15 protein-coding genes are annotated in these 15,046 nt (G+C 48.0%); 14 read left to right on the top strand and 1 reads right to left on the bottom strand.

Annotated features, from left to right (window positions below):
• The 8 genes from ACTNEN_RS05515 to ACTNEN_RS05480 all read left to right on the top strand — a co-directional run bounded on the left by ACTNEN_RS05515 (nt 1) and on the right by ACTNEN_RS05480 (nt 8,709).
• Entirely contained in the window at nt 1-384 is a 384-nt protein-coding gene (locus tag ACTNEN_RS05515; protein ID WP_441205041.1) for a PqqD family protein, read from the top strand.
• Between the two features lie 355 nt (nt 385-739).
• On the top strand, nt 740-2,383 hold the full coding sequence (locus tag ACTNEN_RS05510; protein ID WP_441205040.1) for an HlyD family efflux transporter periplasmic adaptor subunit: 1,644 nt from the start codon (nt 740-742) through the stop codon (nt 2,381-2,383).
• Nucleotides 2,384-2,402: 19 nt separating this feature from the next.
• Nucleotides 2,403-3,116, top strand: a complete 714-nt coding sequence (locus ACTNEN_RS05505; protein WP_441205086.1) for an ABC transporter ATP-binding protein — start codon at nt 2,403-2,405, stop codon at nt 3,114-3,116.
• Nucleotides 3,106-4,359: an ABC transporter permease gene (locus ACTNEN_RS05500; RefSeq protein ID WP_441205039.1), complete on the top strand. Its 1,254-nt coding sequence runs from the start codon at nt 3,106-3,108 to the stop codon at nt 4,357-4,359. Before ACTNEN_RS05505 ends, ACTNEN_RS05500 begins: the two co-directional genes overlap by 11 nt.
• A 102-nt stretch (nt 4,360-4,461) precedes the next feature.
• A complete protein-coding gene (locus tag ACTNEN_RS05495) occupies nt 4,462-5,172 on the top strand; it encodes a response regulator transcription factor (protein WP_441205038.1) in 711 nt (236 codons plus the stop codon).
• A gap of 31 nt (nt 5,173-5,203) precedes the next feature.
• On the top strand, nt 5,204-6,553 hold the full coding sequence (locus ACTNEN_RS05490; protein WP_441205037.1) for an ATP-binding protein: 1,350 nt from the start codon (nt 5,204-5,206) through the stop codon (nt 6,551-6,553).
• Between the two features lie 66 nt (nt 6,554-6,619).
• Nucleotides 6,620-7,414 carry a hypothetical protein gene (locus tag ACTNEN_RS05485; RefSeq protein ID WP_441205036.1) on the top strand — a complete coding sequence of 265 codons (795 nt, stop codon included), beginning with the start codon at nt 6,620-6,622 and terminating at the stop codon, nt 7,412-7,414.
• Nucleotides 7,415-7,542: 128 nt separating this feature from the next.
• Entirely contained in the window at nt 7,543-8,709 is a 1,167-nt protein-coding gene (locus ACTNEN_RS05480) for an iron-containing alcohol dehydrogenase (RefSeq protein WP_441205035.1), read from the top strand.
• Between the two features lie 101 nt (nt 8,710-8,810).
• On the opposite strand, the gene ACTNEN_RS05475 is transcribed toward ACTNEN_RS05480, so the two are convergent.
• Nucleotides 8,811-8,939 carry a hypothetical protein gene (locus ACTNEN_RS05475; RefSeq protein WP_441205034.1) on the bottom strand — a complete coding sequence of 43 codons (129 nt, stop codon included), beginning with the start codon at nt 8,937-8,939 and terminating at the stop codon, nt 8,811-8,813.
• Between the two features lie 518 nt (nt 8,940-9,457).
• Between ACTNEN_RS05475 and ACTNEN_RS05470 the strand changes: the two genes are divergently transcribed.
• From ACTNEN_RS05470 to ACTNEN_RS05445, 6 genes are all read left to right on the top strand, one after another.
• Nucleotides 9,458-10,981: a cell wall-binding protein gene (locus ACTNEN_RS05470; RefSeq protein WP_441205033.1), complete on the top strand. Its 1,524-nt coding sequence runs from the start codon at nt 9,458-9,460 to the stop codon at nt 10,979-10,981.
• A gap of 333 nt (nt 10,982-11,314) precedes the next feature.
• The gene (locus ACTNEN_RS05465) at nt 11,315-12,034 is read left to right on the top strand and encodes a response regulator transcription factor (RefSeq protein WP_441205032.1); all 720 of its coding nucleotides are present in this window, start codon (nt 11,315-11,317) and stop codon (nt 12,032-12,034) included.
• Entirely contained in the window at nt 12,031-12,630 is a 600-nt protein-coding gene (locus ACTNEN_RS05460; RefSeq protein WP_441205031.1) for a hypothetical protein, read from the top strand. Before ACTNEN_RS05465 ends, ACTNEN_RS05460 begins: the two co-directional genes overlap by 4 nt.
• On the top strand, nt 12,542-12,892 hold the full coding sequence (locus ACTNEN_RS05455) for a sensor histidine kinase (protein WP_441205085.1): 351 nt from the start codon (nt 12,542-12,544) through the stop codon (nt 12,890-12,892). The genes ACTNEN_RS05460 and ACTNEN_RS05455 overlap by 89 nt, the downstream gene beginning before the upstream one ends.
• 221 nt (nt 12,893-13,113) lie before the next feature.
• On the top strand, nt 13,114-13,701 hold the full coding sequence (locus tag ACTNEN_RS05450; protein ID WP_441205030.1) for a hypothetical protein: 588 nt from the start codon (nt 13,114-13,116) through the stop codon (nt 13,699-13,701).
• A gap of 162 nt (nt 13,702-13,863) precedes the next feature.
• Nucleotides 13,864-15,045, top strand: a complete 1,182-nt coding sequence (locus ACTNEN_RS05445) for a COG1470 family protein (RefSeq protein ID WP_441205029.1) — start codon at nt 13,864-13,866, stop codon at nt 15,043-15,045.
• Nucleotide 15,046: the final 1 nt, after the last annotated feature.

The following is a 15,046-nucleotide window of genomic DNA, read 5'->3' as shown; positions in this document are numbered from 1 at the left end:
ATGAAAAAGAAACAAAAGCTCAGCAGGGAGGAGGCTCTCAAGCTCTATAAGACCTATGTTCCTTGTATCGCGCCTAAGGCAGAGATCTGGGATCAGGATCAGGATGGTATCGTTACCATTCACATAGAAAACAAGGGTCTTATGAATGTCATCTTCCAGAAAATCCTGCGGAAGCCGAGAGTGTCCTATGTGCATCTGGATGCGCAGGGAAGCTTTGTATGGAAGCTATGTAACGGCAGCCGCACGATTGAGGAAATCGCGGAAGCGGTGCATAGGGAGTTCGGAGAAGCTGCAGATCCTCTTTACGAGAGACTACTTAAGTTTTTTGAGATCACGGAAAGCTATGATTTTGTGAGCTGGAAACGGGAGCAAAGCCCGCACTGAGCAAGGTAAAAAGTTATAGTATACAAAATACCAGAATTAATGTCATTGGCGGAAGCCGCAGGACATTGGTTCTGGTATTTTTCTTTATTCTATGTTTTGCTTATATTCTGTTCTTACCCTTTTTGTCTTTCTTCATCGCTGCCTTTTTTACCGATGTTTTCCTTACCTTAAGAAATCCTAAGGTTTCATTTGTGGTAGATTAAGGAATCTTTGATAAGCTGTACAAAGTGATTTTAAACAACAGTATGTTGTCGAGGTGTGGTAATACAGAGCCCTATAAAAGACAACACGGAGCCGCATATCAAGATGAACGGCAAGGGATAGCCCTATAGATGGTAAGGAGTGCATAAAAAATATGAAAAAGGCGTTAGGCAATGCGGGAAAAAAATTAAAAAAACACTGGAAGCGAAACCTGATTCTTGGTCTGGTGCTGTTAGGGGCAGGAGCTGCAGTCGTTCATCACCGGATTGCGGCAAATGCATTTAAGGAACAGGCGCAGATGACGAGCTATGAAACCGTACAGCGGCAGGATCTTAAAAAAAGCATCACAATAAATGGAACCATTGCCAGCTTACAGAAGGTGGATGTCACATCGGAGATCTCTGATACCGAGGTGACGATGGTGAATGTTAACGTCGGCGATACCGTCACCAAGGGGCAGCTGATCGCACAGCTCGATACCAGTAGTCTGGAACGACAGCTCAAGCTCGCAGAAGCAGCACTTGAGAACATAAAGAATAAAAATCAGTCGGAGATTTCCCAGGCGGATCGCGCAGTATCCAATGCTTCTCAGGCACTTCAGTCCGAAGCCAATCAGGGAGCACAGGATATCGCACAGGTCCAGGACAAGATTCAGGACAATAACGTGGATCTCCTCAATGCGCAGCAGGATATCAGCACCTATGTCGCAAAGGAAGCAGAGCTTCAGGGTCAAATCGACAAGGCGCAGGATACCTATGATTCCGAGCAGAGAGTACTGCGCAAAAAGCAGCGAAAATTAAGTCGGATACAGCAGGGTGAGGCGGATGACGATAATGATGGAAGCAGTGATACCAGCAAGCTGAGCGTGGATATCACAGATCTGGAAAATGCCCAGACCGACCGGCAGAAGCACATTGACGATCTTAAAAGCAAGCTCCAGGAGGCACAGAGTAAAAGGACTGCAGCAGAGGAGAAACTGAAAACTGCGCAGGATAATAGTAAGTCTCTTACATCCGAGCTAAGTAAAAATCAAAATGCTGCACTGGATACCAACCGGAACAATCAGAAATCCCTTGAGGACAGTAAGTCCCAGGCGGGTACTGCACGACTTTCTGCAGAGAGTGAGCAGATGAATGCACAGAATGAGGTAGATAAGATCAAGGAGCAGATTCAGAAAGCAACAATCGTTGCACCGATTGACGGCATTGTCACCGGTATCGAGGTGCAGGAAGGTAAGGCATATAAAGGCGAGATTATCGCCACAATTCAGAATACTGCAGGCTATAAGGTGTCAGCAGAAGTCAACCAGTATGATGTGAGTGATGTTTCACAGGGCATGCGCGCAGCCGTTACGACCAAAACAACAGGGGATCTTGAGATGCCGGGTACACTCAGCTTTGTTGCACCGCTTCCCTCCACGACGACGTCTGTTTCCAACAATACGACAACGACGAGCAGCTCCGGTAATTATCCGGTGGAAATCACACTGCAGGATCCAAATGACCGCCTTCGTCTTGGCATGTCTGCAAAGGTAACCATTATTGAGGATGAGAAACCGGATGCGCTGACAGTGCCGATCAGTACGATCACAACAGATGCAGATGGTACAAGCTCGGTTACAGTTGTCGGGGCGGACGGAAGTGAGACGCAGATCCCGGTTACGGTTGACTTAAAGACAGATTATTATGCTGCAGTGACCGGTGACGGTCTTAATGAGGGAGATCAGCTGAAGCCCGCAGATACGATGAAAGCGGCAGAAGGAGATGGAACGGATGGCGGAGCCAATATTATGTACTGATTATAAGGCAGGAGAAAACATGAATGAGCAGAACGTCATCATGGAAGCCAGAAACATTCACAAAAGCTATAACATCGGGACGGAAAATGAAATCGAGATTCTGCATGGCATTGACTTTACCGTACATCGCGGCGAGTTTGTTTCCATTGTCGGAACCAGCGGCTCAGGTAAGTCAACGCTCATGAATATCTTAGGGATCCTCGACCGCCCCACGGTGGGAAGCTATGTACTGAATGGAATCGATGTAAGTACGTCGAGTGACACGGATTTAAGCCATATCCGGAATCAGGAAATCGGTTTTGTATTTCAGACCTATAATCTTATCCCGAGGACATCGGCACTTCGGAATGTTGAGCTTCCGATGCTGTACGCAAGAGTCCCGGAGAAACGCAGGAGAGAGCGGGCGGAGGAGCTGCTTCGGCTCGTGGGTATGGAGGAACGGATGGACCACACTCCGGATGCTTTGTCCGGTGGGCAGAAACAGAGAGTTGCGATCGCGAGGGCACTGGTAAATCATCCTTCGCTGATCCTTGCGGATGAACCGACCGGCGCGCTGGATTCGCATACCGGCAGAGTCATCATGAATTTGTTTCATGAGCTTCACAGAAAAAGCGGGATTACCATCGTGCTGATTACGCATTCACAGGAGCTTGCCGAGGAGACGGAACGGATCCTCACACTGAAGGATGGAGTCTTTATCGGAGAGAGGAGAGGTTCCAGGTATGTTGCTTGAAAACATAAAGCTTGCATTTACAGGACTCATGGCCAACAAGATCCGGAGTTTCCTTACCATGCTGGGCGTCATTATCGGTATCGCGGCAGTGATCGCAATTATGACGGTCAGCAGTGCGATGCAGAGATCTGTGATGAGTATGATGGGAAGCATGGGCACCAATCGCATCGAGTTCTTTCTTACACAAAAGGGGAATGATACTGCGGTGAGAGATACGGATAAGACCAAGGACTATATGTCCGAGGATGATTTTAAGGATCTCATGCAGCATTTTAACGGACAGCTGGAGGGACTGGCACTGGAACGGAGCCTTGGCAATGTGACCCTGGAAAAGGGAGACGGCAGAACACAGGCATCCATTAATCTGAATGGAGGTAACAGTCTCGATATCAGGACCAAAAACCTTACTATGCTTGCGGGTCGGACCCTGAGCCTGGAGGATCAGAAAAATGCAGCCAAGGTGGCGCTGGTATCAGACCGTTATGCGGAAAAAATGATTGGTCCGGATGTAAATCAGGCGCTTGGACAGGTGATTGAGATTCCGATCGACAACAAATTCTATACCTATACGATCGTGGGAGTGTATCAGTTTAACGTAAGTGCTGCTTTTGGCGGAAACATGGCGGATATGCCGACGGATGTTTATATTCCCCTTGCAACGGCAAATCTCCAGGTAAAAGACAGCGAGTATTATGACAGCTTTACGCTTTTTACCGCCGAAGCTGCCGATCCAGAGACACTCTGTCCGGAGATTCAGAACTACTTAAATAACGGGAAGTATCTGGATAATGACACCTACATGGTCTTTGGCTACAGCATGAAGGAGCAGATCCGTCAGACGACATCTATGCTTTCCTCACTGAAGCTCGCCTTTGTGGCAGTCGGAGCCATTGCACTCCTGGTCGGCGGTATCGGAGTCATGAATATCATGGTCGTATCCATTACGGAGCGCACCCGGGAAATCGGTACACGCAAGGCGCTGGGAGCTACCAATCTGGACATCAGACTCCAGTTTATCACAGAGGCGGTGATGATCTGCCTCATCGGAGGTGTCATTGGCATCCTGCTGGGGCTGGGACTTGGCATGCTCGCTTCCTCGCTCCTGCACTTTGAGGGACATCCCTCCATCTCAGGTATAGCAGTAAGCGTACTCTTTTCCATGGCGTTTGGCGTTTTCTTTGGCTATTATCCTGCCAATAAGGCGGCAAAGCTTGACCCGATCGAGGCTTTGCGCTATGAGTAAGAGAATCGGGTAGACATGCACACATCATGATAAAGATATGTATAAGAGAAATCCGTGAGATGCATACGGCATTGTAAAGTATTGTAACGAGAGGACAAAACCGTGAGAGATAAAAAGTATCGTATTTTAATTGCAGAGGATGACTGTGACATAGTGAATCTGTTGGAGCTGTATCTTGAGAATGCAGGCTACGAGGTGCTGACCGCGGAAAATGGGCTTCTGGCGTGGCAGCGTTTGCAGCAGGATACCGTAGATCTTATCATTATGGACATCATGATGCCGGAGATGGATGGATATCAGCTGATCCGGAAGGTGCGGGAGAGTATGAATGTTCCCGTCATCATCTTATCCGCCAAGACCGAGGACAGTGACAAGATCCTTGGACTTGATCTCGGCGCAGACGATTATATCGCAAAGCCTTTTAATCCGCTCGAAGTGGCAGCCAGAGTGCGCTCCAACATTCGCAGGTTTTATCATTTAAATGAACATAGTACGGTGGCAGAGGTAAAAGTTCTGGAGACTGGCGAGCTTAAGATGAATCTGGAATCCATGACGCTCAGAAAAGGAGAGAGGGAGATCATGCTGACGCCGACAGAGTTTAAGATTCTGCGCCTCCTTATGCAGCATCCGGGCAAGGTGTTTACCAAGCTTCAGATCTATGAGAGCATCAATGGTGAGTACTTTGAGAGTGACGACAATACGATTATGGTGCATATTTCCAAGATCCGAGAGAAGATTGAGGACGAGCCTAAAAATCCGGTCTATCTTAAGACCATCCGCGGACTGGGATATAAGATTGAAAAAAATATATAAGATAGAATTTCAGGAAGGATAAGCATTACATATGGGGGATCAAAAGATGAAGCGGAAGGGAAGCTTGTATTTCCTGATTATGCGGGGATATCTTGGGTTGATTGGCATGACGATTGCGATTCTGCTGATTTGTGGCGGTATCTATTATTATGGTTCTATTAAAATAGCGGATAAGTATCTTAATTCTACAGTGCCACAGAGTTATACGGAAACGATCCCGATTTCCAATGGAAATGGAACCATGATGGTGCGTTCTGAACTGGATCTTAATAATGAAGTGTATTATGTGACAGATCTCAAAATCCTGGATAACAGTGGCAAGGTGCTGTATCAAAACAGCGACAGGAGCGTTGCAGAGCTTCAGACGGAGATTGACAAGACAAATGAGCAGCCGATTTCCAGACAGTACTGGAATTATAATAATGCAATGCATCAGTTGACTATAGCATTGATTGTGGGATTTCTTGCAGGGGAGCTTCTAAGCCTGCTGGGTTTTGTCTTCCGGATGAATCAAAAGGTTTCCAAGCCGCTGCGTCTTCTGGACGATGCGATGGAGCAAATGCAGAGCGAGGATTTGGATAAGGTCAGTCCAATCCGGTATCAGGGTGCCCAGGAGCTTCAAAGTATCTGCCAGAGCTATAACAGGATGTTGAATGCATTAAAAACCAGTATGCTCGAGAGGAAGCAGCTGGAGGAAGGAAGACAACGTCTTATCGCCGGCATTTCCCATGATTTAAAGACTCCGATCACGGTGATCCAGGGCTACAGCCGCGCGATTGTGGACGGGACCATCCCGGAGGAGCGCTGGAAGCGCTATGCGGATACCATTTACCGGAAGTCGGTTTTACTCACGGATCTTATCAATACCTTCCATGAATACAGCCGACTGGAGCATCCGGATTTTTCCTTTCATAAGGAATGGGGCGATCTTGTAGAGTATCTCCGGGAATACCTCGCGGAGAAGTACGAGGAGCTGTCTCTCAGCCACTATGGATTGGAAGTCAATCTCCCGGAGGAGCGAATAGACTATTATTTTGATAAGGTGGAGTTCCGCAGGATATTTGAAAATCTTATCAACAATACGGTGCGATACAACCCGGAGGGTACGAACATTTATGTGAGTCTCATGGTCTCTCATGTCAATCACTGGATTGTCATGGATGTGGCGGATGATGGCATCGGTATTTCGGAGGAGCTTCGCCAAAATATTTTTGATGCCTTTGTGACAGGAGATGCCTCCCGGCAGTCAGGTAAGGGATCCGGCCTCGGACTTGCCATCGTGCGACGTGTTGTGGAAGGACATGGAGGTACCATTACTCTGCTGCCAAAGGGCGCTGTCGGACACAGCACCACCTACCGCATCATCCTGCCAAGATCATGACAGTGATATTGGAATTGCAGTAGATGGAATACCATTTATTTGTGGATGTATATAAAGGATAGATATATGCAGAAAAACGGAATTTTTAAATATATGTGGCGAGGCGCGGTATTTGCAGCAGCGCTTTGCTTTACCGGAACACTAGCGAATGTCGGCGGGACGGAAGCATTCGCAAAGGTAAGAGATGAGGCGGATTATGCGTTTTCGGATTTAAGCTTTGACATCTCGGACAATGTGATTATGGCGTACTGGGATCGTTCGCAGGAGGACCAGCGCTATCGGGTATCGCTCTATAAGGACACCGTTTCCAAGAATACGCGCATCGGGCAGCCGGTAACAGTTTCGAGCAAGGACCACTACGATTTTACGAAGCGGATTCTGGAGCAGGGCGCCGGGGATTATATTTTTACCGTGGAGGGACTTAAGTACAGCGATGTGCAGACATCCGAGGTGCTGCATCTCAGCTGGGAGGAGTTCTATGAAATTGATGACAGATACCGGGATGAGCATCCGGTAGCGTCGGACGGCGTGTACAGGGCGGTGAATCCGGCGCAGAGAGACGCAGGCGGGACAGACAATGGAAACGTACATTCTGATAATAAAATGTCAGGACAGAGCGCCGAGGCCGGGGGTAATAGGGAGGCAACTGCAGCGCCATCGGAACTCTCGGGCTGGGTGAAGCTTGACAATGAACACTGGTATCATTTCAGCAACGGTAAAATGGATACGGGCTGGTGGCAGGACCAGGCGGATGGAGTCTGGTATTATCTCAAGCAGGATGGAGTCATGGCGACAGGTTGGCTTCGGATTGCCGGCGTCACGCAGCATTTTGACGCCAGCGGGAAGTGGATTTCTGTTTAAGCGAGTGTCTGGACTTGCCGTAAAGCTTCACTTAGGTGTATATTGTTAATAAAATAACTGATGGAGACGATGCTCTCTCAGCTAGCTTTATAAAATTAAATACACTGATCTAAGAGGAGGCCAATATAATGTATAATTTCAGATTCAGCGTACCTACAACAATTTATTTTGGTAAAGGACAGATTTCACATCTTTCAGAGCTTGCCAAGTACGGTTCCAAGGCACTGCTTGTTTATGGTGGGGGCAGTATCAAACGGAATGGCATTTATGATACAGCCATGAAGATTCTGGGTGATGCCGGAGTCCGTGTTATAGAGCTTTCCGGAGTGGAACCAAACCCTAGAATCGAAACGGTCCGGAAGGGTGTGGAGCTTTGCAAGACGCAGGCCATTGACATGGTGCTTGCCATTGGTGGTGGAAGTACCATTGACTGTGCCAAGGTAGTAGCAGCCGGGGCACTTTATGAGGGAGACGCCTGGGATCTTGTGATTGATCCTGTGAAGATCACAAAAGCACTCCCGATCTTTTCTGTATTGACACTCTCTGCGACCGGCTCTGAGATGGATGCATTTGCAGTAATCTCCGACATGACAAAGAATGAAAAGTGGGGTACTGCTGGGGATGCGTTAAAGCCAACCATGTCTGTACTGGATCCGACTTATACGTTTTCTGTATCCAAAAAGCAGACGGCAGCAGGTACGGCGGATATGATGAGCCATACTTTTGAGAGTTATTTCACCAAGGAACCTGGATGTGATGTGCAGGCAAGATTTGCAGAAGGACTGCTCAAGACCATGATCAAGTATGGTCCGATTGCATTGGCAGAGCCAGACAACTATGACGCGCGTGCCAATCTGATGTGGGCGGCAAGCCATGCAATCAACGGTCTTATTGCGGATGGCAGTAAGCCGGCATGGTGCGTACATCCGATGGAGCATGAGCTCTCTGCATTTTATGACATTACACATGGTGAGGGACTTGCGATCCTGATACCGGTTTGGATGGAGTTTGTGCTTAAAAAGGATCCTTCCACGGCGGTTAATTTTGCAGTTTATGGCAGAAATGTTTGGGGAATCTCCGGAGATGATGACATGGAGATCGCTAAGGAAGCGATTGACAGGACACGGAAATTCTTTACAGAATCCATGGGACTTCCGGCAAATCTCCGTGCCGTTGGAATCAACAGCGATGAGCATTTCAAGGTCATGGCGGAAAAGGCGACCAAAGGAAGTGCCGGATTCTTTGTGCCACTGACCAGCGCGGATGTTGTTGAGATTTACAAGGCGGCGTTCTGATTTCATCATTGGTAGAAAAACCAAAGATTTTATCTGCAATAGTTTATATGATTTTTGAAGCATACCCTGATCTGATCATTAGAGGATTAGGGTATGCTTTTTTAAAGCTTTTCCGTGCTTGCCGTGGTGGTTGTACTGTTGCCGTATGTCACGGCACCTGCCATTGCCGGCATAGAGGCGGAAACAGCAAGCAGCAGACTCATTGCAAGAACTGCGATTCTCTTTTTCATTTTAAGTCTCCTTTGATTGATTTTTAGTGTCTAAATCATGATGCACTTATGGATTTGGTTTGCATGTGTCTTACATGCGATGCATTTATGAATTGTCACTACTGCATAAATTTTATCATTATAAAGAGACCGAAACAGCGTTAAATTTATTAAGAAATATTACAAAATTAAGATAATGAACGCTGCGCCGCACATTTTGCGCTACCAGGCGAGCCTGATTAACGGTAAGCCTAATCAGGCGAATCTGATCGTTTATAAATCCCCTACAGTTTGCCACATTTTTGCCACCTCTTTTGTCTATTTCTGCCGGATGCCCCCGGGCTATGATGTACCTGTGCTTAAGAGAAGCAGCGAATGCAGTTTCCCATATGCACTCCCCGATAAATGCACACTTTAATACGAAACGTAGGTAAAGGCAGAATCATCGTCTGCCAAACGACAAAGCGCAAGGGCTTAAGCAACAAAGCCCAATGACAAAGCTAAAAGACAAGGCGCAAATGACAGAGCGGAGGTAAATCATGAAACAGAAACAGTTATGCAGGACACTTACTGCAGCAGCGGTTCTTACGGCAGCCATGGCCATCCCGGCATTCGCATCCGGATGGGAGCAGACAGCGGACGGGACCTGGGTTTATACGGATTCCAGTGGAAGCTATGTAACCGACAGCTGGAAAAAATCAGGTGACTATTATTTCTATCTGGGAGATGATGGAACCCTTGTGACCGACAGCCTCATCGAGGACGATGGCTACTATTATTATGTAGATGAAAACGGCGCAATGGTTACAAATCGCTGGGTGAAGCTGGAGTCCACAGATGATGACGATACTGACGCCGATTACCGCTGGTATTATTTTGGAGCCAATGGACGCGCCTATCAGGACACCTCAAGTCCCAAGGAGATCAACGGCAAGAAGTACATGTTTGATGAGGAAGGCAGGATGCTGTACGGTTTTGTGGACGAGGAAGGCGAGATGCTGACCGATGATGATGCAGCGCTGGATGCCACATATTATTTCGGTACAGCAGATGACGGAACGATGTACACCGGCTGGCTGCAGGTTACCGAGGATCTCACGGACGAGAGCTATGACGATTATAATGAAATCTGGATGTACTTCGGTTCCAACGGCGAGAAATACGCAGACAGTACCAAGACAATCAATGGAAGCAAGTACAGCTTTGATGAGAACGGCATCATGAATTACGGATGGACTGACACAAGCTCCACGGCATCCTCGTCCAATGTAAGCTCCACCAAATATTACTCGACAGCGGCAGACGGACACCTGCAGAAAAACACCTGGATTTACGCGATTCCATCAGAGGATGTCAATGAGGATGACTATGAGGATGGCACATACCGCTGGTTCTATGCCAATTCCAGTGGCTACATCGTCAGCAATCAGGCTAAAAAGATCAATTCCAGGTGGTATGTCTTTGATGAGGATGGCATCATGCAGTATGGTCTGGTTGTGATGAATGATGATTCCATCAGTTCCTCCAGCAATCAGTACATTGTATCCACGCTGGATGAAGACGAGGTTACCGCAGAGGACATCTATGAAATGGGTGATGCGGCAGGCGGAGATCTGAATCTGTTCTATTTCTCATCAGGAGAGTCTGATGGCGCAATGAAAAAGGGCACGACTGTTTCCATTGAACTCGCAGATGACACCTATACCTTTGGCTTTGCGTCCAATGGCAAGGCATACAATGGCATTGAGAGCAAGAAGTATTATAAGTACGGCATTCTCCAGAAGGCAGATTCCGACGATAAGTATGCACTTGTAGAAGCGACAGAGGGTAAGTACGTGTTGGTTAATACCACAGGTACCGTCGTGACCAGTGGCACCGTGAAGGACAGCGACGGCAATTACTACGCTTTCCATAATGGCACAATCGGATATTTTGCGGAGAATGATCTCGCCTCCAAGGCAGCCACTGCTTATAAAAATGGAAGCTCCACTTTTACATATGATGGAGATACCTATATGGTTTCCGACTATCTGACTGCAGAATATACCGAATATACAGAGTGATTTTTATGCAGCAAGCTTTTGACGTGACATGATTCGGTACCGCTGTTGTCAAGGCGGGATGAGATCATAAAAACCACCGCCTAAAACATAACGGTACAGAAAGCTACCCAAAAAGGAATATAACGAAAGTATAGTATTAAAGCAAAACGGCGTTCCGGGAAAAAACGGGGCGCCGTTTTCAGCGTGGTTTCAGCTTTCCTCACTAGGATATATAAAAGATGCAGGTTGTTTGTATTTAGCAGAGGTCGACAGGATGAAAGTTATGCAGGCGCATGGAATAAAACTTCTGGACATCAAGACCTATGAGAGTAAAAAGTGGGAGACAAAATCCGGATGGAAACAAAAATCTATATTGCAGATGATGAGCAGCATATCCGTGACATGGAGCGGATCTTTCTGGAAAATGAAGGGTATATTGTAGAGGACTTCCCCGATGGGGAGAAATTATTGGAGAGATGCAGGATAGAGCTGCCGGAGCTTGTAGTACTGGATGTGATGATGCCGGGGAGGAGTGGTCTTGAGATCTGCTCGCGGCTCCGACAGAACAGTGCTGTGCCGATCCTGATGGTATCCGCCAAGGACAGTCCCATTGACAGAATGACCGGACTCACCATAGGAAGCGATGATTATCTGGTAAAACCGTTTCTCCCATTGGAGCTGGTCGCAAGGGTAAAAGCACTTTTGAGGAGAGCGGCTTTTCGTAATGCATCAGAGCTTGATACAGCAGAGCAAGCCATAGAGATGGGAAATATCAGGATGGTCCGCGGACAGAGATTACTGCGGATCGGAGGAGAGAGCTGTCAGGTAACGCCGATGGAATTTGAATTTTTATATTACCTTCTGTCCCGACCGGAGGCTGTGTCCAAGGAGGAGCTTTTGCATCAGGTCTGGGGCTATCGGGATATCCCGATGGATATACGGGTGACGGATGATCTCGTCAAGAGACTGCGTAAAAAGCTGAATCAGGCGGGGTCTACGGTGCAGATCGAAACCGTCTGGGGATTCGGTTACCGGCTTAAGGAAACAGAGACGGGGAGGATGGGCAGTCGATGAGGAAGCAGACAAAGACCACGCAGAGGATGGGGATCCGGATGAAGATTTTTATGCCTGTACTTCTACTTCTCATCCTTCTGCCGTGCCTTATCTACGGCACGCTTTGTATAACTTCAGCAGGATACCTGAGACGCACCGCTGAGCAGGATGTCAGGAGATTTGCAGATCAGGTGGAGTATGCATTTGCCATGACAGAGGGCGATCAAAGGCTTAAAACAAAATTTACGAGGGACGGCAGTTCACCGGCGTCCGCGAGTGAACTGTCAAAAAGCCAGCATTCGCAGGACCCGGATGGTGACGGCGGCAAGGCAGAGGTGGGAATGCTTCCGCTGCGGGTATTTCTCGAGAGAAATTTCCATGAAGGTGTCGGAGATGTTCGTTATGTGATTGTGAATCAGGACTATGAAGCTGTGGGATCTGATGTTATGGATAGTTCTATTAAAGTGGATCATGCCTTTTTGGATTTCCTTTCGGAAAGAAAAGATACCATAGCAGCAGGCACAACACATCAATATCAAAACAGATCCAGATCTTCTGATCCGGATCCTGCAAAATGTAGTTTCAGACTGCATTCGCTATGCAGAATCAGAGGTTAAAGTCTCTTATGGACTCACAGATCAGGCGGAAGATATCGTTATCTGCATCGAGGACGACGGACCAGGAATTGATGCAGCGGACCTGCCGCATATATTTGAGAGATATTATAAAGGAGAAGCCGGAAGCTTCGGGATCGGACTTTCTGTTGTCGCGTCCGGTATCCGCTATCTTGGAGGTCATGTTATGGTGGAAAATAAAGTAAAACCGCAGCATGGTGCCTGTTACCGGTTGTATCTTCCATGCTCCGGACCAAGGCCATAGCTATGACCTAAGACGGCCTGACATTGACAATTTCATTACAATTTCCGGTCATCCCTTGCAGCCGCGTTGCCTTTTCAATACGATAGGACTAGAAGACCGTCAAGAAGCATCTGCATTGAGATTACTGCACCTGATCCGGACAAAGACTGCTATGGATGCAGGGTAGAAGCTTTATGCGGTGGGATCAAGATATATCCGTACAGACAGGAGCGCTGGCAATTATGAAGCTTATGCATCATATCCTTAACAAAACCGTGTTGACGCTGATGATCTCTGCGGCAGTGGCCTGCCCTGTATATGCAGGCTGGCAGCAGAACAGCAGCGGACAGTGGACATTTCAGTATAATAACGAGACGATCCGTGACAAGTGGATCCATACAACGTATGGGTATTACCATATGGATGCAAATGGCATTATGCAGACCGGCTGGGCCAAGGTGCATGATACCTGGTATTACTTTAAGGAGTCCGGGCTGATGAATACCGGCTGGCGGCAGATCAACGGTGACTGGTATTACATGGACGGTAAGGGTGCCATGCAGACCGGCTGGCAGTACCTTAAAAACGCGGACGGAAGCTCCAGCTGGTACTATCTTAAGGATTATGGCGGGATGGCGACCGGCTGGCGGCAGATCAATGACAAATGGTATTATTTTAATTCCGATGGCAAGATGCTGACCGGGTGGGCAGAGCTTCCGAGCGGCACCTATTATCTTACGGACAACGGAGACATGCTGTCCAATGGAAATTACACCATCGGTGGTAAGGAGTATCATTTTGCAGAGTCCGGTGCTCTCATAAATCCGTAATATCATTGAGAACACAAAAACTTCACAAAAGAATCTAAAAGTTTTCACAATTCCGGCTTACAACAGGGACTTAGTTAATGGGAAGGAGGGCAGAACCCGGTTTCCGGCATATGCTGCTATCCTGGTCCCATGCCAATACTCATCCTTTAGGGGGCAGGAATTATGAAGACAAGAAATGTAATACGGAAATTTACGGCAGCAGCTGCCGGTATGATGCTTACGGCAGCAATGACCTTAAGCGGAGCGATCCCGGCATTTGCGGATGGCGGACTCGATATGAGTACAGCGTATCCCGGGATCAGCGTAAAGCCGGGTGATGCCATCAGCTTTAACCTTGACTTTACAAATGCAGGTGCCGGAGAGAGCGTGGCACTTTCTGCGTCCAAGCTCCCCGACGGGTTTACCGGCTATTTTGAGGGAGACGGCAAGAACATCTCCAACGTTTATGTTAAGAACGGTGACAATGACAAGCTTGCAAGCTATAATGTGACAGTTCCGGACAATGCCGCCGAGGGCAGCTATACCGTAACACTCAATGCTGCAGGCGAGTCCAATGCCGACAGCATCACGCTTACGATGAATGTTTCTTCCGAGGAGTTAGGCTCCTCCAAGCTCACTACCGAGTATCCCGAGCAGGAAGGCGCGGCGGGCACTACATTCACCTTTAATTCCACGATTCAGAATAATTCCTCCAACAATCAGTCCTTCAGCCTGTCTGCGCAGGCTCCGGATGGATGGAAGGTCGCATTTACACCTTCCGGAGCATCCACGCAGGTTGCGTCTGCAGATGTTGACGCAGAAAAGAGCCAGGGCGTGACGATTACCGTTACACCACCTGATGGAGTTCAGGCAGGGGACTATACGATTCCCATTTCCGCGGTTTCCGCAAGTGAAAATCTTACAAGCCAGCTTAAGGTGACGATCACCGGTACCTACGGACTCAAGGTCCAGGCTCCCAGTGGTCTGCTCAGCTTTAACGCAAATGCCAACAAAAAGACTGCCGTTACAGTGGACGTTGTGAATGACGGCAACATCGCGCTCAACAATATCAATCTGACAAGCACGGCGCCAAGCGACTGGAAAGTTGAATTTTCCGAGAGCAGCATTGATTCGCTGGATGCCGGCGCCACCAAGGAAGTCACCATGTATGTGACACCGTCCAATGCCGCAGTGAGCGGTGACTATGCCATGACCGTACAGGCGGCGACCACGGCAACGACCGCAAAGTCCGACTTCCGTGTCACAGTTAAGACACAGACCGTCTGGGGACTTGTGGGCGTTGTACTGATTGCAGCCATTGTCGCCGGTCTTGCCGGAGTATTTAAAAAGTACGGGAGGCACTAAG

Origin of the sequence: Oribacterium sp. HCP28S3_H8 (genome assembly GCF_052064775.1) — a bacterium.
GTDB lineage: Bacteria > Bacillota > Clostridia > Lachnospirales > Lachnospiraceae > Oribacterium.
This window is presented reverse-complemented; position numbering and strand designations above follow the sequence as displayed.

Excerpts from the sequence above, each read along its gene's own strand:
- ACTNEN_RS05510 (WP_441205040.1), top strand. The coding sequence starts at position 740 with ATGAAAAAGGCGTTAGGCAATGCGGGAAAAAAATTAAAAAAACACTGG.
- ACTNEN_RS05480 (WP_441205035.1), top strand. The coding sequence starts at position 7,543 with ATGTATAATTTCAGATTCAGCGTACCTACAACAATTTATTTTGGTAAA.
- ACTNEN_RS05465 (WP_441205032.1), top strand. The coding sequence starts at position 11,315 with ATGGAAACAAAAATCTATATTGCAGATGATGAGCAGCATATCCGTGAC.
- ACTNEN_RS05475 (WP_441205034.1), bottom strand. The coding sequence starts at position 8,939 with ATGAAAAAGAGAATCGCAGTTCTTGCAATGAGTCTGCTGCTTGCTGTT.
- ACTNEN_RS05485 (WP_441205036.1), top strand. The coding sequence starts at position 6,620 with ATGCAGAAAAACGGAATTTTTAAATATATGTGGCGAGGCGCGGTATTT.
- ACTNEN_RS05515 (WP_441205041.1), top strand. The coding sequence starts at position 1 with ATGAAAAAGAAACAAAAGCTCAGCAGGGAGGAGGCTCTCAAGCTCTAT.
- ACTNEN_RS05470 (WP_441205033.1), top strand. The coding sequence starts at position 9,458 with ATGAAACAGAAACAGTTATGCAGGACACTTACTGCAGCAGCGGTTCTT.
- ACTNEN_RS05445 (WP_441205029.1), top strand. The coding sequence starts at position 13,864 with ATGAAGACAAGAAATGTAATACGGAAATTTACGGCAGCAGCTGCCGGT.
- ACTNEN_RS05490 (WP_441205037.1), top strand. The coding sequence starts at position 5,204 with ATGGGGGATCAAAAGATGAAGCGGAAGGGAAGCTTGTATTTCCTGATT.
- ACTNEN_RS05460 (WP_441205031.1), top strand. The coding sequence starts at position 12,031 with ATGAGGAAGCAGACAAAGACCACGCAGAGGATGGGGATCCGGATGAAG.
- ACTNEN_RS05500 (WP_441205039.1), top strand. The coding sequence starts at position 3,106 with ATGTTGCTTGAAAACATAAAGCTTGCATTTACAGGACTCATGGCCAAC.
- ACTNEN_RS05505 (WP_441205086.1), top strand. The coding sequence starts at position 2,403 with ATGAATGAGCAGAACGTCATCATGGAAGCCAGAAACATTCACAAAAGC.
- ACTNEN_RS05450 (WP_441205030.1), top strand. The coding sequence starts at position 13,114 with ATGAAGCTTATGCATCATATCCTTAACAAAACCGTGTTGACGCTGATG.